The sequence below is a fragment of the Bordetella tumbae genome, from assembly GCF_965139195.1.
Classification (GTDB): domain Bacteria; phylum Pseudomonadota; class Gammaproteobacteria; order Burkholderiales; family Burkholderiaceae_B; genus Bordetella_A; species Bordetella_A tumbae.
Genome location: NZ_CBCSJH010000006.1, coordinates 66,282 through 84,781, shown reverse-complemented (window position 1 = coordinate 84,781; position 18,500 = coordinate 66,282). Strand labels below are relative to the sequence as shown.

The following is an 18,500-nucleotide window of genomic DNA, read 5'->3' as shown; positions in this document are numbered from 1 at the left end:
ATGTCCACATCGCATCCGCTCAACCAGGCCGTGATCGCCCAGGCGCTGTATGACCTTCGCAACGGCCAACTGCGCCGCTGCAAGGCCATGGGCTTCGGCGAGGCCGAGCTGGATGCGCTCAAGCACCCCGCGCTGATCAGCGTGCTGGCCAACGCCAGCGTCTCGTGGTGCTCGGTCACGGTCAACCGCGAAGTGCTGCAGCGCCTGCTCAACCAGGCACAGGACGTGGAGAAGGAAATCGCCACGGTCGATCGCATGCTGCGGCTGGGGGCCAGCACGGAGATGGTCAGCCGCTTCTATGGCCTGACCCATCAGGAAGTCGCCCTGCGGCGGGAGATCCTCGGCCTGCCCAAGCGCAAGGGGCGCCACCCCGTCCTGGACGAGACCCAGGACACCGAACTGTGGCGGCAATGGAAAGCCGTGACCAGCAGCAGGAACGTCGATCTGGAGGACGAGACCTCGATTCTCGATGCGGCCATGGACCTGGCCGAGGGCATGTCACTGCCGCTCTCGGTGGTCTGGGCCGCGATCAGGAACTGGGTCGATCAGGGATTGGGCTAGGCCATGGCCGTGGACGACACCGCCCCACGAGCCCCGCGTCAAGGCCCCATCGCACTCGCCGACCTGTTCGACGCTGCGCTGAAGGACCTCACGCCCAAGCCACATCCCAGCGCGCCAGCGCCCATGGCAGTGCCCACGCCTGCCGCGTCCGGCGACGCCTTCCTGTTCAGTGGCAATCGGCANGAGANCGTGCCGCGGCGGCTGTTCCTCGACCGCCGCCTGACACCGCTGGAGCGCAACGCCTGGCAGGTGTTCCGGCTGATGCTCAACGACGACGGCGTCACGGCGTTCCCGACCTATGAGCAGTTGCGCCCCTGGCTGGCGTCCATGCCCTGCGCGGGACAAGCCTCCCACGAGACCGTCGCGCGGGCGCTGACGCTGCTGCGCCTGACGCGCTGGCTGAGCCTCGTGCGACGACGGCGCGACCCCAAGACCGGCCGCATCCTCGGAAACCTCTACGTCCTGCATGACGAACCCCTGACACCGTTCGAGGCCATGCAGCTCGACGCCGACTACCTGGCCCTGGTCAGCCAGTCGCTGGGGCATTCGGCCAAGGCCGTTCAGGTGGTGGGACTCAACACCCTCCAGGAGATCGCGGACGACCCGATGTTGTCCGGACGCACCTTGCCGTCGCGGCTGCAAGTGCTCGCCGAGCGCCTGGCCGACCAGGGCATCACCGCCACCGAAAGTTATCCACAGGAGGATGCGATCCACGATTCCGAAGAAGGGCCCGCGAGCCTTCTTCGGAATGGCGAACGCCCCTCTTCGGAATCCGAAGCAGGGCCGAAACCCGCGCCAGACGGCGCTCTTCGGAATCCGAAGCAGGACCGTACAGTACGTAGTAGTCGTATTAATGAAGTACGTACTACCGCGCAGGCGCGTGCGCTGGGCGACCTGCAATGGCCCAAGCGCTTCGCGGAACTGAAAGCGGAACAGCAGGCCGGAGCCAGGATGGCGTTGCAGCAGGTGGACGCTGCCCTGGGGCAGGCCGTGCTGGACGAATGGGCCGCACGGTGCGGCAAGCATGGCATCCGCAACCCCGCCGGATATCTGTTCGGCATCATCCAGCGCGCCATGCGCGGCGAGTTCAATGCGTGGGCCAAGCAGACCGGCCCAGCACCGCCAACACCATCGGCGGCGCGAGCGCCACCATCCGAGCCGCCGCGCAACGTCGTGCCGCCCGAGGTGGCCCGGCAGCACATCGAGCGCCTGCGCGACCTGCTGCGCAAGACCTGAGCACAGGGCTCGTCAAAGCCGTGAAGTAGATCTCCATGGCGGTTGGCAGAAACGGTCCCCTGGGGACGGCTGTGCGGTGAAGCGCCGGGTGACGGCGCGACCTGCTGCGCGAAACCTGGGCAAAGCGCCTGGCAAGGCCATGAAGCAAACCTCCATGGCGCTCAGCGGAACGGTCCCCTGGGGACGGCCGTGCTGCGAAGGATGGTGTCGAACGACAGCGCGACGTGCGGTGCAGCACGCAACCCGTCGACGACCGAGGCCCGGAGCGCCAACGTGAATGCCCATCTGCGGAGCGGTCCCCAGGGGACCGTTGCGCGCTGCGCCGCCAGCGCGCACAGAACCGGGGGCCGGCTCATTTCGGTTTGTTGACTGACTGCCTTCCGCCGCATGCGGATGCTGGCGGCTCCCTGTCCACCAGCGAGCGATCACCATGGCAACCAGCAACGAACCATTGCAACTCAACCTCGGCTCCCTGCGCAGCGCAATGTCGCTGACGCTGCACACCCACCACGCCTCGCGCATCTGGCATGGCCGCGCCGCCGCCGAGGGGCGACCGGGCATCGTCGGCCTGAACGGCTACATCGCCGTCATGAACAAAATGAAGCGCGGCTCGGAGCAGGACGACCCGTACAGCGACTGGTGGATGCTGCGCATCGAGGACAAGCTCGACCAGACCAAGACCACGCTGCAGACGCTGCGCGAACAGGTGGACCAGGCCCTGGCCGGCGTGCCCGCCGCGTTGACCCTGGGCGAGAACCTCAACGTGCAGCCCGTCAAGCTGCCGCTGTTCGTCAATGCGCAGTTGGGCTTTGCCGCTGTCTATCTCCTGGCCGACTACGACGACATCGCGCGCAAGCTGATCCTCGCCCACCACACCGCGCTGATCGACCGCAGCACCTTAGAGCGCTGGCTCAACGAGGGCGCGCACGCGCTGCGCAGCCTGTTCTCGCTGGCCCAGCAGTATCGCTATTCGGGCTGCACCCGCGACGATTTCGCGGCGAAGAATGCCGCAGCGCGGGCCGCGCTGGAGAAGTTCGGCGAGTTGCCGCAGGACGTGCTCGAAGGCACGCGCCGCTCGAAGTTTGCGCCACCCATCGTGCGCCGTGGTCTGCAACAGCGCGGTGAGAGTCCTGCCGCAGCCGCTACCAGCGTCGATGGTGATGCGGCCGCTGCTGCCGACCCATCCGAAAACGCAGCCACTGCCGGCGAGGACGAATCCGCATGAGCGATCTGAACCAGCCGACCCGCTACTTCCGGGGCCTGCAACAGGGAGCCTTCATGCGCCTGGAACACGCGGCCTCTCTAAAAGGCCTTTTAAAGCCTTTTAAAGGTAAAGGGGACTTGGAGGCCTGGGCCAGCCAGTGCTTCGCCATGCGCGACGAGTTGATCGGCTTGGCGCAGCGACAAGTGCTGCAACAGGCCAGTGGGCATCCCTTCCACCTGCTGCCCGTGGAACTGGCCCAGCAGACCACTGGCGCGGGAACGACGTTCCTGCGCTGGCGCAGGCACGACCGCTCGGCCATGGGCGTGGCCCTGTGGCAGGAGCTGATGGCGAGCACCAGCACGCCGGTCAACCTGCTGGCCGACCTGCACGCGATCGAGCTGCAGCGCATCACGCTGAACATGCAGATCAGCCTGTTGCACACCCTGGGCAGGCAGGCACAGGAGTGCGCCAGCAAGGCCGCCGAGGCGGAAGACGCCTACCTGCGCCGGCTCACGTCCTTTCCCGCCGCAATGCGCGATCGGTGATTGCGCCGGGCATCCCAGCACGCGCCCGGCGCCGACCAGGTGCGGGTATTTCAACCACCAAGGAGATTGCAACATGAGCACGCATTTTTCGGGCGAAGGCAACATCGGCTCGCCCCCCGAGTACCGGGAGTTCCCCAACGGCAACGACGAACCGCGGCGCTTGTTGCGGCTGAACGTGTATTTCGACAACCCCGTTCCCACCAAGGGCGGCGACTATGAGGATCGCGGCGGCTTCTGGGCGCCGGTGGAAATCTGGCACCGCGACGCCGCGCACTGGAAGGACCTCTACCAGAAGGGCATGCGCGTGCTGGTCGTCGGCCGCATGGAGCGCGAACCCTGGACCGACAACGAGGATCAGCCACGTGAGACTTGGCAGATCAACGCGCGCAGCGTCGGCATCCTGCCGTTCCGCATCGAGTCCGTCGTCCTGAGCCCCAAATCGCAGGAGACCGCACAGGACGCGCAGCCCAAGCCCCAGGCCGCCCAGGAACCGGCTGCGCCGAAGGAGCCCAAGCGCAGGAAGTGATCCGACGGGGGGGCGGCCGCAGTACGTTGCCGCCCCCCATGTCCTCGCGAGCTATCCCCAGGGGACAGCGCCACCAGCGTCCACCGGCTTCCACGCGCTCCCGAACATCGCGGCTCCCGACTCGCACATCGCCGGCCGCACGCCATCCCCGCCTCAGCCATCCCATCTCGTGAAAGCGGTCGCTGCCGCATGCAGCTTGTTTGCTGCTGCCCCAACAGGCGCTCGGCATCCTCGATCCCAGCAACTCCATGAACAACGGGAAGCGGATGGACGGACATGCGGCTGTTTCTGTGCGAGAAGCCCTCCCAGGGCAAAGACATCGGCCGGATTCTCGGCGCCACGCAGCGCGGTGAAGGCTGCCTCAACGGCTCCAGCGTCACGGTCACCTGGTGCATCGGCCATCTCGTCGAAGCGGCAGCACCCGAGGTGTATGACGCGGCGCTCAAGCGTTGGTCGCTGGAGCAGTTGCCCATCATTCCCCAGCAGTGGCGGGTCGAGGTCAAGCCGAAGACCGCCACGCAATTCAAGGTCGTCAAAGCGCTTCTGGCGAAGGCGACCCAGCTTGTCATCGCCACCGACGCTGACCGCGAAGGCGAACTGATCGCCCGCGAGATCATCGACCTGTGCGGCTACCGCGGTCCCATCGAACGCCTGTGGCTGTCGGCGCTCAACGATGCGTCCATCCGCACCGCGCTCGCCAAGCTGCGGCCCTCGGCCGAGACGCTGCCGATGTATTACTCGGCGCTGGCGCGCTCGCGCGCCGACTGGCTTGTGGGTATGAACCTCAGCCGGCTGTTCACCGTGCTCGGGCGGCAGGCCGGCTACGAAGGCGTGCTGTCGGTGGGGCGTGTACAGACCCCGACGCTCAAACTCGTGGTGGACCGCGACCGAGAGATCGCGGCCTTCGTGTCCGTGCCGTACTGGGCCATCGACGTGTCCCTGTCCGCAGGCGGTCAGACGTTCACCGCGCAGTGGGTGGCACACGATGCCAGCACCGACGACGCCGGCCGCTGCCTGCAGCAGCCCGTCGCACAGCAGGCCGCGCAGCAGATCCGCGCCGCGGGCAGTGCCCAGGTGGTGTCGGTCGAGACCGAGCGCGTGCGCGAGGGCCCGCCGCTGCTGTTCGACCTGGGCACCCTGCAGGAGGTGTGCTCCAAGCAGCTTGGGCTGGACGTGCAGGAGACGCTGGAGATCGCTCAGGCCCTGTACGAGACGCACAAGGCCACGACGTACCCGCGCTCGGATTCCGGCTACCTGCCCGAAAGCATGTTCGCCGAGGTGCCTACGGTCCTCGGCAGCCTGCTCAACACCGATCCCTCGCTGCGCCCGATCATGGAGCAGCTCGACCGCTCCGTGCGTTCGCGCGCCTGGAACGATACGAAGGTGTCCGCGCACCACGGCATCATCCCGACGCTCGAACCTGCGAACCTGTCCGCCATGAGCGAGAAGGAACAGGCGGTGTACCGGCTGATCCGGGCGCATTACCTGGCCCAGTTCCTCCCTCATCACGAGTTCGACCGTACCGTGGCCGAGCTTTTCTGCGGCCAGCAGAAGCTGGTGGCCACGGGCAAGCAAGTCGTCGCCAAGGGCTGGCGCCTGCTGCTGGCCGAACCGCAAGCGGACGAGGACGGCGATGGTGCCGCGCGCAGCCAGGTGCTGCCTGCGCTGCGTGACGGGATGGCATGCCAGATCGCCGGGGCCGACATCAAGGCCCTCAAGACGATGCCGCCTAAGCCCTATACCCAGGGCGAACTGGTCAAGGCGATGAAGGGCGTTGCGCGTTTCGTGACCGACCCGCGCCTGAAGCAGAAGCTCAAGGACACGACGGGCATCGGCACCGAGGCGACGCGGGCCAACATCATCAGCGGGCTGATCGCCCGCGGCTACATCGTGAAGAAGGGACGCTCCATCCGCGCATCGGATGCGGCGCTCACGCTGATAGACGCCGTGCCCGCGGCGATTGCCGACCCCGGCACCACCGCCGTCTGGGAACAGGCGCTGGACATGATCGAGGCCGGACAACTCACCCTGGATGTGTTCATCGGCAAGCAGGCTGCATGGATTTCGCAGTTGATCGCGCAGTACGGCAGCACGTCCCTGTCCATCAAGGTTCCCCAAGGACCGGCTTGTCCGCAGTGCGGCGCACCCACGCGCCAGCGCACCGGCAAGAGCGGCCCGTTCTGGTCGTGCAGTCGCTACCCCGCCTGCAAAGGCACGCTGCCGGTGGCAACCGGCACGTCCAGGCGTGGTGCCTCGCGTCCACGCCGTACCAGTGGCGGTGGCTGCAAAGGCGCCTGACCGCCCCCGTTCCCCGTGAGCCATGCCCGCCATCGGCGGCGTGGCCCGTGTCCCGCATGCCCTGCGGGACGCCCCAGCGCGCAACGCCTTCTTGCTCCGTGTGCGCGTCCCGTCCGGCCGTCCCCGGCCGCGGGACCTGAAGGTGGCTTCTCCGCGAACCGCACCCCGCGCGTTCTCCTCGTCTGCATTCCTTCCGCCGCTGCGAAGGGTCCCCCGATGGCTTGCCTGTGCGAGCCATCCGGAGACCCTTCGCGGTCAGCGGTATTCGGTGCCGGTGCCCGCCGGCGCAAAAACGGGCTCCCTTTGTGCGCGGATGTGCGCCAGACGATGCCGGCCCCAGCCACGACATGGGCCGGGTGTGATTGCTTGATGAGCAGACGGTTCTAGCGACGACCGGGCCTGCCAATCAGCCCACGGGTGGTTCTTCTTTCCTCCCGAGCCGAAGGCCCCTGGGGCCTTCGGCGCCTTTCTCCTGCCTTTCAACGCCCCGGCCAGGGCGATGGCCCTGCGCCATACGAACAGGAGACCGACATGCACCCGAATCTTTGCGCACCGCCGCGCAACACGCCGCTGCTCTACGGCAGCGTCTGCAGCGGCATCGAGGCCGTGAGCCTCGCCTGGCAACCGCTCGACCTCGAAGCCGCGTGGTTCGCCGAGATCGAGCCGTTCCCGAGCGCCGTGCTCGCCCACCGTTACCCCCGCGTGCCTAACCTGGGCGACATGACCGCGATCGCCCGCCAGGTCCGCGCCGGCACCGTGCCAGCGCCCGACATCCTGGTCGGCGGCACGCCGTGCCAGTCGTTCAGCGTGGCCGGCGCGCGCCAGGGGCTGAACGACCCACGTGGTGCCTTGACCCTTGCCTATGTGGAGCTTGCAAATGCCATCGACCAAACCCGCCACCAAGACCGCCGCCCGGCGGCAACGCTCGTCTGGGAAAACGTCCCCGGCGTCCTCAGCGACCGCAGCAACGCCTTCGGGCACTTCCTGGGAGCACTGGCTGGAGAAAGCCGTGCGCTCGAACCGCCAGGGCAAAAATGGGCGCACGCAGGTTGTGTGTCTGGACCCCGGCGCCGCATCGCCTGGCGCGTGCTCGATGCTCAATATTTCAGCGTCGCCCAACGGCGCCGTCGCGTGTTTCTTGTGGCAAGTGGTGGAGGTGGCGTCGATCCCGCCGAGGTACTTTTTGAGCGCGACGGCGTGCGCGGGGATTCTTCGCCGGGCTTCGTGCCGTGGCAAGACGCTGCCGGCGCTGCTGGATCGGGCGCTGCGGCAGCAGGCGGGTACTCGGGATATGCAGGACTGAAGCAGCCCTACGGCAAGGCCACGGTGACGTTCGGATTCGGCGGGGGCAACACCGCAGGCCCCATTGACGTCGCGGCCTGCCTGACCGCGGCACCTGGCCCGAAGAACGACTTCGAGGTCGAGACCTTCGTGGCGCAGTCCATCGCGGGCAGCATCAGCCACACGCTCAGCACCGCCAACGGCGGCAAGGGCTGCAGCGAGGACGGCACCGGCAAGGGTGTGCCGATCATCGCCTTCACCGCCCAGGGCTGCGGAGCCGATGCAACGATGGCCTGGGCACCGACGCTGCGCGCGGGCGGGCATCGCCTCAGCCACGCGAATGCCGGCGTCGTGCCGGCCATCGCGTTCGCGCAGAACTCGCGCGGCGAGCTGCGGCTGGAATCCGGCCACGGCCAGCTTGCCGGGACGCTCTCCACGGGTGGCGGCAAGCCGGGCCAGGGCCGGCCGATGGTGATCGGCGTGGCGCTGCGCGGTCGCACCGAAGGCCTGGCCGCTGAACTGGGCGATGGCGTCTCGACCGCGCTGCGCACCAGCAGCGGCGGTGCCGACAAGCCCCATGTGCTGGCACCGGACTTCGAGGCACATTTCCGCTACGACTGGAACGACCCCGGCCCGGGCGACTGGTCGCAGTGGCGGGTACGTCGGCTGATGCCTGTGGAGTGCGAGCGGCTGCAAGGCATGCCCGACGACTACACGCTGGTGCCGTACCGCGGCAAGCCCGCCGCCGACGCGCCCCGCTACAAGGCGATCGGCAACTCCATGGCCGTGCCGTGTGTCGCGTGGCTGGGCCAGCGGCTGTTGCAGTGCCCGCACAAGACGGGATCGAGCGCTTCGGATTGATGCACGACGCGGCCGGCGGGCCGCGTGATCCTCCCTCCTGCATTGCCGACGCATCGGCAACAGCCAGCAGCCAGGGTGTCAAGGCTGCCGTGGGTTCCTCCCACGCCACCCGCCAGTTCGCCCCGGCATCTCTCCGGCGAACGCTGCCCACCGGGCATCGATGCCACCTTCCTCCAACCCACGGGATGTATGCCGCGTCCCGTCAGGGGCGTGTCGTCAACCCGGTCGATAACAGGACTTCCTATGGACACCATCACCCGACAAGACCGCATCACGCTCAAGAACCTCAAGGTCGCGGATTTCGCGAGCGAGGAAACGCTGTGCTTCACCGCCACCGTCATGTTCGACGGCAGGCCCATCGCCGAAGCCCGCAATGACGGACACGGCGGCTCGACGTTCGTGCGCCCGCTGCAAGGCCAGGCCGCGCTGCTGGCCCAGGCCGAGGAATTCGCCAAGAGCCTGCCGCCGGCATCGCTCGACGTCGAACGCGAGGACGACGAGCCGCTTCTCATCGACATGACGCTCGACTTCCTCGTGGACCAGTTGGCCGATGCCATGCATGCGGAGCGCAAGCTGCGCACCGCGTTCAACCGCGACATCGGCAACAAGGTGCTGTTCATCAAGGACGGCCGGCTGCTGTTCCTCAAGGGCATCAAGCTCAAGGCCATTGCCGACCGCGCGGCGTATTTCGCAAAGCTGCGCAGCCGACAGGACCAGCCCATCATCATCCTGGCCGAGCTGCCAGCGGACGAGGCATTCGCCATCTGGAAGCAGCATGTCCTGGGTGACAAGCCCCGCTGATCCAGCCTCACCGCACCGTCATGACCGCCCCGCACTCGTTGCGGGGCTTTTCTTTGTCCTGCGCACATCAATCGGGGCTGGACCAGATGCCGATTTCCAACTGACGTGGCGCGGCACCCTCACGAAGCTGTCCGCATGTCCGCTGATTCGTCAGCACATGCCAGCAGCCAGGGTTTCAGGCTGCCGCGGGGTTCTCTCCGCGCAACCCACCAGTCCGCATCGCATCCATTGCGCGGACGCGCGTTCCCAAGACGCTGATGCTTTTTTTTCAACCGCGTGCGGGAGCTGCCATCCCGTGAGGGACAGGGCCCCGCTTTTCCAAGGAGCCCATCCATGTCCCAGCAAGCCTCTTTCGGCCGATTCGGTCAATTGGCCTTGACCTACTGCGGCAAGTTCCTGCCGCTCGAAGTCCTGCACAGCGCCGCCGGCCACTACATCGGCACGCGCGATACCGAAGGTCCCGTTTCGCGGGAATCTCGTGAGTACTTCCGCAGCCATGCTGCGGCTCAACGTGCCCTCGAAAGAGGCGGCTGGTCCCAGCTCGCCATTCCCTGATCCAACTGGAGGAATCACGTCATGAACCAGCTACTGCCGCAGGAAGTCGTCGATCAGATCGTTCGGGAAGAACGGCATTTCAGCGCTGCGCCCCAAGCCTTTTTTGAGGCCTGGAAGCGTGGTGTCGAAATCGCCGGCCCGCAATGGTTTGGCGATGGCACCCGTGAAGGTCTGAACCAGGCCAAGAGCAAGTGGGATCTGCGTCCCGACATGCTGCGGCTCAACGACGCCCTCGGCGTCCTGAGCAGCGGGGAACGCATGTTCCTGTCCGCGATGGTCAGCTTCTACAACGCGCGCGAGGGCGGTGCCATGCTCAAGCGCTGCCACTTCAACGGGTTGTCGGACTTCGACGGCCTCGATCTGCCACGTCGCCAGGTGATCGCCGACCTGCTGCTGAACTACAGCGGTTGGTGAGCCGGTCCCTGGCACACCTTCATCACTGCGTTCACGGGACCCCATGAGGGACATGCGCCTCGTTCGAGGCCATGTCCCTCGCGTTTTCTCCCCGCCCAGCGCCATCCGGCATCAGGCGGTTTCCCCTGCGGATGCCATCGTCCGCAAGGGCTGGCTCCGTTCATTCATCGAAAGGAGCCTTCATGGCCAACAACTACTACGAAGCCACCGGCGTTCTCGTGCTCGACCGTGTGACGCCCGTCATCCAGGCGCTGTTCGGCGCCTTCGCGCTGGACGAGAGCCACCCCGGCAACGGGCAGGCCTACATCGCCCAGATCGCCGAGACCACCAATCCGCAATGGCCGGACGTGCTCGATGGCCTGGAAGACCTGGCCACGCAACTCGGTATTCCGATGCCGGACGACGAAGGGCTGTCGATCCCGCCGCTGCTCGAACTGCTCGCCGTGCACTTCCGTGCCGATGAGGACGAAGAGCTGGGGAACTTGATCGACCGTCATTCGTTCGAGGACACCGCCGATCTCGACGCATTGTTTCTGATCGCCACCCGGTTCGATGACGGGCACCACCTGACCGCCATCCAGTTCGAGGGCTGCTGGTACTGCAGCAAGCCGCGGCTGTTCGAGTTCGGCGGCAACGGCTGCTACCTGAGCCGCGAGGTCCGCTTCATCAGCTCCTCCTCCCAGGCCCTCCAGCTCGGCGACCAATTGCGCAAGACCATTGTGGCCGCCGACATCGAAGAGGCTTCGGCCCTGATCGCGCTGGAGACCATCAATCTGCTGGCGGGCGTCAGCGACGAGCCATTCCGCATGAATTTGCGCCGGCGCGTCGCCGAGCGATTGGCCCAAACGCCAACGATCAGCGTCACCTGACGCTGTTTCCTTTCTTTCCACCCACCGGGGTCAATTCCCGGTGGCGGGGATTTGCTCCATCATTATTCTGTTGGAGAAATCCCATGTCCCAGAATCCCAATCCCTTTCTACGCGGCTACTGGAATCTGAAAATCGTCCGCACGCTGTCCATCAGCTACGAGGACGGAAGCCCGCATGTTTGGCGAAACATCCACCCGAGCCAGCAGCACCTCTGCGACGCGGCGCTGGTTTCTTCTCCTTGCATCATCACCAGCGACTTCGCGGTGGTCAGGACTGGCACCGAACCTGTCGGCGCCGCACTGATCGCCGAATGCGACGCGGCTGAAGGGGGCAGCGGCGAAGGCATGGTGGGTGCCGTGGTGTACGCGATCCACGGCGACGACTTCGACGGCCGCCCCGTCCACATTGGCGACACCTATTCGGCCGAGGCCGCACGGGAAGTCGTGCAGCGGTTGAGCTTCGAGACCGGCTACTACAGCCGGTGCTGGGAAATCAGCAGCGCGCACATCAGCCGCGAAACCGGCCAGTACCTGGCCAACCTGGCTGACCTCGCGACGCCGGAGGCCTTTTTGTTCATCGCGTTCCGGATTCCCTACAGCCCGGCGATCGGCGTCAAGCTGATCTCCACGCCCTGGACGGACCAGCACCTGCAGGACGTCGAGGGGATCGCCGCCGAGCAGCTTCGGCAGGAGCACCGCAGCAAGGGCATGCCGGACGAGCTGGCACAGATCCTTGAACTGGCCGGCCAGGCCGACGTGCGCATCCTCATCCTCGATGCCGACGCACCCGTGTTGCCGGGCCTATCGCTGGCCGGCGAATAGCTGCCACACACATCCCCGGCCTTCCTTGTCCTCACCGCATGCCGGCCCGGTCTCCCGCCAGAGAGCCGGGCCGGCGCACTTTCACAGGAGCGATCCCATGTTCCCCGACCTCATCACACCCGCATCCGACTTCGAGCACCAACTCGGAGCCTGCGTCAACGCCATGAGCCAGGAAGATGCCATCGGCCAGATCCTGGTATTCGAGCGCATGAGCGGCACGCTGCACATGCGCCATATCGCCAGCGCCGACCTGGTGGACACCGACGTGGACGACTACGAAATGGTCGTCTTCGACGGTGGCAACACAAGCGGCGACACGTGGAAACACGTGTTCTTTCCGCGTCAGCGCGAGCACTACTTCGTGTACCAAGCCTGATTCCTCCAGCCCCTTTCGAGGGGCTTTTTCTTGCCCGCAGCACAGGAAAACGGTTGTGGTGCGGTGCCGTTTCCTGCGGGCAGGCAGACCGCCCCAGGGCCATGCTTGCCCCATGTTCGTCGGCGTTGCCGGCACATGCCCAGGCAGTCGAGACCTTCGAGGCTGCAAGCGCGGGAAACCGTGCTGGTCGTTTCTTCCTACGGACCTACCGCGTCCATCCACGCCACCCACAAGGGACCTCTCCCTTGCGGGCGGGGAATCCCTTGTTTTTCCTCAAGGAGTTTCCCCATGGATCGTTCCCTCATCAAATCCATGATGCCTTCGCTGGTCGCAGGCCATGTGCCCCGCAACGTGCGGTCGTTCAAGTACCGCGTGTTCGATGATCAGCCGCTGTCCTCAACGCTGGGCTTCGCCATCGACCCCCAACCCTTCGACGGCAAGGTGGTCGCCGCGACCGACGATGCCATCGTCGTCAAGCTCAAGCCTTCCGAGTTCGCGGTGCTCGATCCCAGCCTGGTGACCACGGTTCCTGCCGAAGGCGCCAAGGTGCATGTCCAACCCTATGCCCGTCGTCGCTTCGACGGACTGCGCGCGGACACGCCGGAGGTCATCACCGAGGAGACTTCGGACGGCACGCCGTACACCATCACGAGGCACATCCTCGGCTCGGCGCCGGCCAAGCTGCCCATTCCCACGCCGCAGTGCATGGAGTTGGGCCAGCTCATCGAGCAGTTGGAGGAGATGCCGGCCCCCGATCGCTTCCGGCGCATCACCCACATGCTGGTGGATGCCGGTGCCCGCGACTTCACCTGGGTCGATCCCACGCCCTCCAAGATCATCGAGACCCCGCCGGCGATCAGCTTCACGGTCTCGACCGCGAAGTTCGAGGGCCGGGTGACGATCCTCTACGACCGCGGCGGAGACACCTACGTGGTGGAACTGCACCGTCAGAACGGTGAATCGGTCGAACTGGTCGATCGGCACGACGAGGTGTATTTCGACATGCTCGGCGAAGTGCTGGAGAGGCTCATCGACGACGGGCGCTGGCGCCAGATCGACGTGAGCATCCTCGACGCGAAAGCGGCCCGCAAGCGCCAGGCCGTCCCGGCATGACGCCCCGCAGCGAAACCGGGCGGTCCTGCGGCTGACCCGAGGCATCCGCCACGGCGTTCCAGCCGTTCCGGCCGCGTGCACTACAGGCCCTTCATCCCATCGGATGGAGGCCTTTCTCATTCTTCCACACAGGAGATTTCATCCATGTCACTGCGATTCAAAGGCGCTGACCTGCGCCCCGTGCTGACCGAAGCCATCGCCAATCAGGGGTCGTCTCAGAAAACGGAAAAAAATCGTACGCTAAGAGCCGAAGTGGGCCCTTTAGCAGCAATGCAAAGCTGCGATCAACGGGCAGGAAACATTGCCATGGTGCGCGTTGCACTCTCTCACTAGCGTCGACAGGGCCTCTTCCATCCGCGTGAGGTCCGCCATGCGTGCGCGCACATCGGCCAGCCGGTGAGCAGCCAGTTCGGCCGCCTCGCTGCAATGGGTGCCGTCCTCCAGTTTCAGGAGCTGGCCGACTTCATCCAGGCTGAATCCCAGGCGCTGGGCTGACTTCACGAACTTCACCCGCGCCACGTCCGCCTGCCCGTAGCGGCGGATGCGACCGTAGGGCCGCTCCGGCTGGGGTAGCAAGCCCTTGAGCTGATAGAAGCGGATCGTCTCCACGTTGACCCGGGCTGCCTTGGCGAAGGCCCCGATGGTCAGATTCTCTTGAGCGTTCTCCATGGCGCTTGACTCCGTAGTTGACTACGGAAGTAACGTTACAGCATCAAGCGAAGTCCCGGAAGGAGAACCTTATGTCGGAACCCAAGAACGGCTGCGGCGCACTGGCGACCGGCGGCGTCGCGGCCGTCCTCGCCTCGGCCTGCTGCCTCGGCCCCCTTGTCCTGGTCGCGCTCGGCTTCTCTGGCGCGTGGATCGGCAACCTGACCGTGCTGGAGCCGTATCGGCCGATCTTCATCGGCGCAGCGCTCATCGCGCTGTTCTTCGCCTGGCGCAGCATCTTCCGACCAGCCCATGCCTGCAAGCCCGGCGACGTTTGCGCCGTGCCCCAAGTGCGGACTGCCTACAAGGTGATCTTCTGGATCGTGGCCGCCCTGGTTCTGGTTGCCCTCGCGTTTCCCTACGTCCTGCCGCTGTTCTACTGAAAGGAGATCACCATGAAGAAACTCACCACCCTCACCACCCTCATCGCCCTGGCCGCCGCTCTAAGCGCGCCCGCCTGGGCTGCCACCAAGACCGTCACCCTGTCGGTGCCCGGCATGACCTGCGCCGCGTGCCCGATCACGGTCAAGACGGCTCTGTCCAAGGTCGCCGGCGTCGAGAAGGCCGAAGTCAGCTTCGAGAAGCGGGAGGCCGTCGTCACCTTCGACGAGGCCAAGACCAATGCCGACGCCTTGACCAAGGCCACCGCAAACGCGGGTTACCCGTCCAGCGTCAAGCAGTGAGGGCGTAATCATGGCCGAGGCGATCACCCTCCACATCGAAGGCATGACCTGCACGTCGTGCGCCGAGCACGTCCAGCAGGCTTTGACGAACGTGCCCGGCGTGCGCGCGGCCTCGGTGTCCTATCCGCAGCGGCAGGCCGAAATCGAGGCGGATGCAGGCGTGAGCGTGGCCCCGCTGGTTGCCGCAGTGGCCACGCTCGGCTATCGCGCACGGCTTACCGACACGCCGAACAAGCCTGCCGGCCTGCTAGACAAGGCGCTGGGCTGGCTCGGTGGCGAAACGAAGCATGTTGGCGGTGAACAAGCGCTGCACGTGGCTGTGATAGGCAGCGGCGGCGCGGCGATGGCGGCTGCCTTGAAGGCCGTGGAGCAAGGCGCCCGCGTCACGCTGATCGAGCGCGGCACCATCGGCGGCACCTGCGTCAATGTCGGCTGCGTGCCGTCCAAGATCATGATCCGCGCCGCGCACATCGTCCACCTGCGCCGCGAAAGCCCGTTCGATGCTGGCCTGCCGGCCGCAGCGCCCGCTGTACTGCGCGAGCGGCTGCTGGCCCAGCAACAAGGCCGCGTCGAGGAGCTGCGCCATGCCAAGTACGAAGGCATCCTGGCAAGCACTCCGGCCATCACCGTGCTGCGCGGCGAGGCCCGGTTCAGGGACACGCGCACGCTGACCGTGGCGACCGCTGACGGCGGCACGCACGAGGTGAACTTCGACCGCTGCCTGATTGCCACCGGCGCGAGCCCGGCGCTTCCGCCAATCCCGGGCCTTGCGGACACACCCCACTGGACCTCCACCGAGGCGCTGGAAAGCAGCTCGCTCCCCGAGCGGCTGGCCGTGATTGGTTCCTCCGTGGTGGCGGTCGAGTTGGCGCAAGCCTTCGCCCGGCTGGGCAGCCAGGTCACGATCCTGGCGCGCAGCACGCTGTTCTTCCGAGAAGACCCGGCCATCGGGGAAGCCGTAACAGACGCCTTCCGCGCCGAGGGCATCGAGGTGCTGGACCACACCCAGGCGAGCCACGTTGCCTATGCGGGCGGGGAATTCGTGCTCACCACCGGGCAGGGGGAAGTGCGCGCCGACAAGCTGCTGGTCGCCACCGGTCGCGCGCCGAACACGCGCAGCCTGAACCTTGAAGCGGCAGGCGTCGAAGTCAATGCGCAGGGAGCCATCGTCATCGACCGCGCCATGCGCACGAGCGCACCGCACATCTTTGCTGCCGGCGACTGCACCGACCAGCCGCAGTTCGTCTATGTGGCGGCGGCGGCCGGCACGCGCGCCGCGATCAACATGACCGGCGGCGACGCGGCGCTGGACCTGACGGCGATGCCGGCGGTGGTGTTCACCGATCCGCAGGTGGCGACCGTGGGCTACAGCGAGGCGGAAGCGCACCACGACGGCATCGAGACCGACAGCCGGCTGCTGACGCTCGACAACGTGCCGAGGGCGCTCGCCAACTTCGACACGCGCGGCTTCATCAAGCTGGTGGCGGAAGCTGGCTCAGGGCGGCTGATCGGCGTACAGGCGGTCGCGCCGGAAGCGGGCGAACTGATCCAGACGGCCGCGCTGGCGATCCGCCACCGGATGACCGTGCAGGAGCTGGCCGACCAGTTGTTCCCCTACCTGACCATGGTCGAGGGACTGAAGCTCGCGGCGCAGACCTTCAACAAGGACGTGAAGCAACTGTCCTGTTGCGCCGGATGAGGAAAAGGGAGGTGTTCGATGAACGCCTACAGCCGCGCCAACCGCCGCATCTACGCGGCCTTGTCCGATCCCCTGTCGGCCACCCACCGGCACCGCCTCGACGATCTGCTCAAGCGCCACGACAACGGCAAGACGACCTGGCTGGCCTGGCTGCGCCAGTCGCCCGTCAAGCCGAACTCGCGCCACATACTCGAACACATCGAGCGCCTCAAAGCCTGGCAGGCGCTCGACCTGCCTTCCGGCATCGAGCGGTCGGTGCACCAGAACCGCCTGCTCAAGATCGCCCGCGAAGGCGGCCAGATGACGCCCGCCGATCTGGCCAAGTTCGAGGCACAGCGCCGCTACGCGACCCTGGTGCGCTCGCCATCGAGGGCATGGCCACCGTCACCGACGAAATCATCGACCTGCACGACCGCATCCTGGGCAAGCTGTTCAACGCTGCCAAGCACAAGCATCAGCAGCAGTTCCAGGCGTCCGGCAAGGCGATCAACGCCAAGGTGCGGCTGGCCACCTCGATCAAGCAGGGCACGGTGACGGCCTCGCTGATGCTCAGGAAACTCGGCAGCTACCCGCGCCAGAACGGCCTGGCCGTGGCGCTGCGCGAGCTGGGCCGCATCGAGCGAACGCTGTTCATCCTGGACTGGCTGCAAAGCGTCGAGCTGCGCCGCCGCGTGCATGCCGGACTGAACAAGGGCGAAGCCCGCAACGCGCTAGCCCGCGCCGTGTTCTTCAACCGGCTGGGCGAAATCCGCGACCGCAGTTTCGAGCAGCAGCGCTACCGGGCCAGCGGCCTCAACCTGGTGACGGCGGCCATAGTGTTGTGGAACACGGTCTATCTGGAACGGGCCTCAAACGCCTTACGCGGTCACGGCCAGACTGTCGATGACGCCCTGTTGCAGTACCTGTCGCCGCTGGGCTGGGAGCACATCAACCTGACCGGCGATTACCTCTGGCGCAGCAGCGCCAAGATCGGCGCGGGCAAGTTCAGGCCGCTACGACCGCTGCAACCGGCTTAGCGTACGATTTTTTCCGTTTTCTGAGACGTCCCCAATCAGTGCCGCATTGTCCTGGTCAAGGATCAGGGCGTGTACTTCCTCGCCGAGCGTGGGGAGCGTCGCCCGGATGGGCGCCAGGCACTGCTCGCCTACGCCGTCGGATGCAACCCGGACACCGACCCGTTCGATGACTGGTGGCACCTCGCCGGCCGCGAGCTGGGCGGCGATGACTTCGCGGAGTATTTCGACCCGAAGGACGGCCTGTTCACGCGCCTCCAGCACTCGGCGGACGATCTCGTGCTTTCCGCCACCGCCACGCACCTGTCCTTAGCAGTGGTGCCTCCCGCCTGACGCGGCAACCGCCTCGCAGCCCCCGCATCGGGGGCCTTCTTTTGTTCGCACCGCCGCCATCGCCGCGCGTGCGCGTTTGTCTCCAGCCGCCGAGGCACGCCCCGCCGGCCACAACGCCGGCATGCCACCGGAGACAACCGCATGAACACGCCATCGACCTCGCCGAGGCTGCACCTCCTACCGGTGTCGCTGCGCACGGCCAATGCATTCGTTCTGTCGCACCATCGCCACCACCGCCCGGTCCAGGGCGCGAAGTTCGCCCTGGCCGTCACGCTGAGCGACAGCGACCTGATCCACGGCGTGGCCATTGTCGGCCGCCCGGTCGCGCGGCACCTGGACGCTGGAAGTCACGCGGCTGTGCACCGACGGCACACCCAGCGCCTGCAGCAAGCTCTACGGCGCGGCCTGGCAGGCGGCAAGGGCGCTGGGCTACATACGCCTGCTCACCTACACCATGCCCGACGAAGGTGGCGCCAGCCTGCGCGCCGCCGGCTGGCGGCTGATCGGCGCGCGCGGTGGCGGCGCCTGGAGCCGTCCCGGCCGTCCGCGCGCCGATACCCCCGAGCACCTGCGCGGCGCCAAGTGCCTGTGACAGGCGCCGGG

Annotated in this window: 19 protein-coding genes and 4 pseudogenes; 22 read left to right on the top strand and 1 reads right to left on the bottom strand. The window is 66.6% G+C overall.

Annotation, left to right across the window (positions count from 1 at the left end):
* The 15 genes and pseudogenes from ACNA0J_RS09500 to ACNA0J_RS09430 all read left to right on the top strand — a co-directional run bounded on the left by ACNA0J_RS09500 (position 1) and on the right by ACNA0J_RS09430 (position 13,461).
* Entirely contained in the window at positions 1 to 561 is a 561-nt protein-coding gene (locus ACNA0J_RS09500; protein WP_003090097.1) for a DUF2857 domain-containing protein, read from the top strand.
* A gap of 3 nt (positions 562 to 564) precedes the next feature.
* Positions 565 to 743: pseudogene (locus ACNA0J_RS09495) on the top strand (STY4528 family pathogenicity island replication protein); the annotation flags it as partial.
* A gap of 6 nt (positions 744 to 749) precedes the next feature.
* Positions 750 to 1,797: STY4528 family pathogenicity island replication protein (locus ACNA0J_RS09490; RefSeq protein ID WP_415818650.1), on the top strand; the 1,048-nt coding region annotated here is incomplete at its 5' end.
* 430 nt (positions 1,798 to 2,227) lie between these two features.
* Entirely contained in the window at positions 2,228 to 3,022 is a 795-nt protein-coding gene (locus ACNA0J_RS09485; RefSeq protein WP_003090099.1) for a PFL_4669 family integrating conjugative element protein, read from the top strand.
* Positions 3,019 to 3,546 carry a DUF3158 family protein gene (locus ACNA0J_RS09480; protein ID WP_057393109.1) on the top strand — a complete coding sequence of 176 codons (528 nt, stop codon included), beginning with the start codon at positions 3,019 to 3,021 and terminating at the stop codon, positions 3,544 to 3,546. The genes ACNA0J_RS09485 and ACNA0J_RS09480 overlap by 4 nt, the downstream gene beginning before the upstream one ends.
* A gap of 73 nt (positions 3,547 to 3,619) precedes the next feature.
* Positions 3,620 to 4,072 (top strand): single-stranded DNA-binding protein, encoded by a 453-nt coding sequence (locus ACNA0J_RS09475; RefSeq protein WP_003120036.1) that lies wholly within the window; start codon positions 3,620 to 3,622, stop codon positions 4,070 to 4,072.
* A 276-nt stretch (positions 4,073 to 4,348) separates the two neighbouring features.
* A complete protein-coding gene (locus ACNA0J_RS09470) occupies positions 4,349 to 6,370 on the top strand; it encodes a DNA topoisomerase III (RefSeq protein WP_415818647.1) in 2,022 nt (673 codons plus the stop codon).
* Positions 6,371 to 6,901: 531 nt separating this feature from the next.
* Entirely contained in the window at positions 6,902 to 8,512 is a 1,611-nt protein-coding gene (locus ACNA0J_RS09465) for a DNA cytosine methyltransferase (RefSeq protein WP_415818645.1), read from the top strand.
* A gap of 243 nt (positions 8,513 to 8,755) precedes the next feature.
* Positions 8,756 to 9,313 carry a hypothetical protein gene (locus ACNA0J_RS09460; protein WP_041652386.1) on the top strand — a complete coding sequence of 186 codons (558 nt, stop codon included), beginning with the start codon at positions 8,756 to 8,758 and terminating at the stop codon, positions 9,311 to 9,313.
* Between the two features lie 333 nt (positions 9,314 to 9,646).
* On the top strand, positions 9,647 to 9,868 hold the full coding sequence (locus tag ACNA0J_RS09455; protein WP_003120032.1) for a hypothetical protein: 222 nt from the start codon (positions 9,647 to 9,649) through the stop codon (positions 9,866 to 9,868).
* Positions 9,869 to 9,889: 21 nt separating this feature from the next.
* Positions 9,890 to 10,282: a hypothetical protein gene (locus ACNA0J_RS09450; protein ID WP_003050375.1), complete on the top strand. Its 393-nt coding sequence runs from the start codon at positions 9,890 to 9,892 to the stop codon at positions 10,280 to 10,282.
* Between the two features lie 182 nt (positions 10,283 to 10,464).
* Positions 10,465 to 11,151 (top strand): hypothetical protein, encoded by a 687-nt coding sequence (locus tag ACNA0J_RS09445; protein ID WP_003116830.1) that lies wholly within the window; start codon positions 10,465 to 10,467, stop codon positions 11,149 to 11,151.
* An 83-nt stretch (positions 11,152 to 11,234) separates the two neighbouring features.
* Positions 11,235 to 11,972: a DUF5983 family protein gene (locus ACNA0J_RS09440; protein WP_003116829.1), complete on the top strand. Its 738-nt coding sequence runs from the start codon at positions 11,235 to 11,237 to the stop codon at positions 11,970 to 11,972.
* 97 nt (positions 11,973 to 12,069) lie between these two features.
* Positions 12,070 to 12,348: a hypothetical protein gene (locus ACNA0J_RS09435; protein WP_003116828.1), complete on the top strand. Its 279-nt coding sequence runs from the start codon at positions 12,070 to 12,072 to the stop codon at positions 12,346 to 12,348.
* 288 nt (positions 12,349 to 12,636) lie between these two features.
* Positions 12,637 to 13,461 (top strand): hypothetical protein, encoded by an 825-nt coding sequence (locus ACNA0J_RS09430; RefSeq protein WP_003098941.1) that lies wholly within the window; start codon positions 12,637 to 12,639, stop codon positions 13,459 to 13,461.
* 261 nt (positions 13,462 to 13,722) lie between these two features.
* Here ACNA0J_RS09430 and merR read toward each other — a convergent pair whose 3' ends face one another.
* Positions 13,723 to 14,130 carry an Hg(II)-responsive transcriptional regulator gene (merR, locus tag ACNA0J_RS09425; RefSeq protein WP_003098939.1) on the bottom strand — a complete coding sequence of 136 codons (408 nt, stop codon included), beginning with the start codon at positions 14,128 to 14,130 and terminating at the stop codon, positions 13,723 to 13,725.
* Between the two features lie 71 nt (positions 14,131 to 14,201).
* Between merR and merT the strand changes: the two genes are divergently transcribed.
* The 7 genes and pseudogenes from merT to ACNA0J_RS09390 all read left to right on the top strand — a co-directional run bounded on the left by merT (position 14,202) and on the right by ACNA0J_RS09390 (position 18,489).
* A complete protein-coding gene (gene merT, locus ACNA0J_RS09420; RefSeq protein WP_003116827.1) occupies positions 14,202 to 14,552 on the top strand; it encodes a mercuric ion transporter MerT in 351 nt (116 codons plus the stop codon).
* A gap of 12 nt (positions 14,553 to 14,564) precedes the next feature.
* The gene (gene merP / locus ACNA0J_RS09415; RefSeq protein WP_003116826.1) at positions 14,565 to 14,852 is read left to right on the top strand and encodes a mercury resistance system periplasmic binding protein MerP; all 288 of its coding nucleotides are present in this window, start codon (positions 14,565 to 14,567) and stop codon (positions 14,850 to 14,852) included.
* 10 nt (positions 14,853 to 14,862) lie between these two features.
* On the top strand, positions 14,863 to 16,551 hold the full coding sequence (gene merA, locus ACNA0J_RS09410) for a mercury(II) reductase (RefSeq protein ID WP_003098932.1): 1,689 nt from the start codon (positions 14,863 to 14,865) through the stop codon (positions 16,549 to 16,551).
* A gap of 18 nt (positions 16,552 to 16,569) precedes the next feature.
* Complete coding sequence (locus ACNA0J_RS09405) at positions 16,570 to 17,085, top strand: Tn3 family transposase (RefSeq protein WP_003098931.1); 516 nt, start codon at positions 16,570 to 16,572, stop codon at positions 17,083 to 17,085.
* Positions 17,049 to 17,567 (top strand): annotated as a pseudogene (locus ACNA0J_RS09400) (Tn3 family transposase); the annotation flags it as partial. The gene ACNA0J_RS09405 and the pseudogene ACNA0J_RS09400, both read left to right, overlap by 37 nt.
* A 33-nt stretch (positions 17,568 to 17,600) precedes the next feature.
* A pseudogene (locus tag ACNA0J_RS09395) lies at positions 17,601 to 17,897 on the top strand (DUF3085 domain-containing protein); the annotation flags it as partial.
* Between the two features lie 141 nt (positions 17,898 to 18,038).
* Positions 18,039 to 18,489 (top strand): annotated as a pseudogene (locus tag ACNA0J_RS09390) (XF1762 family protein).
* The last annotated feature ends 11 nt before the right edge of the window (positions 18,490 to 18,500 follow it).

Bases quoted from the DNA above. Each gene is read 5' to 3' on its own strand.
- ACNA0J_RS09500 (WP_003090097.1), top strand. From the start codon at position 1: ATGTCCACATCGCATCCGCTCAACCAGGCCGTGATCGCCCAGGCGCTG.
- ACNA0J_RS09485 (WP_003090099.1), top strand. From the start codon at position 2,228: ATGGCAACCAGCAACGAACCATTGCAACTCAACCTCGGCTCCCTGCGC.
- ACNA0J_RS09480 (WP_057393109.1), top strand. From the start codon at position 3,019: ATGAGCGATCTGAACCAGCCGACCCGCTACTTCCGGGGCCTGCAACAG.
- ACNA0J_RS09475 (WP_003120036.1), top strand. From the start codon at position 3,620: ATGAGCACGCATTTTTCGGGCGAAGGCAACATCGGCTCGCCCCCCGAG.
- ACNA0J_RS09470 (WP_415818647.1), top strand. From the start codon at position 4,349: ATGCGGCTGTTTCTGTGCGAGAAGCCCTCCCAGGGCAAAGACATCGGC.
- ACNA0J_RS09465 (WP_415818645.1), top strand. From the start codon at position 6,902: ATGCACCCGAATCTTTGCGCACCGCCGCGCAACACGCCGCTGCTCTAC.
- ACNA0J_RS09460 (WP_041652386.1), top strand. From the start codon at position 8,756: ATGGACACCATCACCCGACAAGACCGCATCACGCTCAAGAACCTCAAG.
- ACNA0J_RS09455 (WP_003120032.1), top strand. From the start codon at position 9,647: ATGTCCCAGCAAGCCTCTTTCGGCCGATTCGGTCAATTGGCCTTGACC.
- ACNA0J_RS09450 (WP_003050375.1), top strand. From the start codon at position 9,890: ATGAACCAGCTACTGCCGCAGGAAGTCGTCGATCAGATCGTTCGGGAA.
- ACNA0J_RS09445 (WP_003116830.1), top strand. From the start codon at position 10,465: ATGGCCAACAACTACTACGAAGCCACCGGCGTTCTCGTGCTCGACCGT.
- ACNA0J_RS09440 (WP_003116829.1), top strand. From the start codon at position 11,235: ATGTCCCAGAATCCCAATCCCTTTCTACGCGGCTACTGGAATCTGAAA.
- ACNA0J_RS09435 (WP_003116828.1), top strand. From the start codon at position 12,070: ATGTTCCCCGACCTCATCACACCCGCATCCGACTTCGAGCACCAACTC.
- ACNA0J_RS09430 (WP_003098941.1), top strand. From the start codon at position 12,637: ATGGATCGTTCCCTCATCAAATCCATGATGCCTTCGCTGGTCGCAGGC.
- merR (WP_003098939.1), bottom strand. From the start codon at position 14,130: ATGGAGAACGCTCAAGAGAATCTGACCATCGGGGCCTTCGCCAAGGCA.
- merT (WP_003116827.1), top strand. From the start codon at position 14,202: ATGTCGGAACCCAAGAACGGCTGCGGCGCACTGGCGACCGGCGGCGTC.
- merP (WP_003116826.1), top strand. From the start codon at position 14,565: ATGAAGAAACTCACCACCCTCACCACCCTCATCGCCCTGGCCGCCGCT.
- merA (WP_003098932.1), top strand. From the start codon at position 14,863: ATGGCCGAGGCGATCACCCTCCACATCGAAGGCATGACCTGCACGTCG.
- ACNA0J_RS09405 (WP_003098931.1), top strand. From the start codon at position 16,570: ATGAACGCCTACAGCCGCGCCAACCGCCGCATCTACGCGGCCTTGTCC.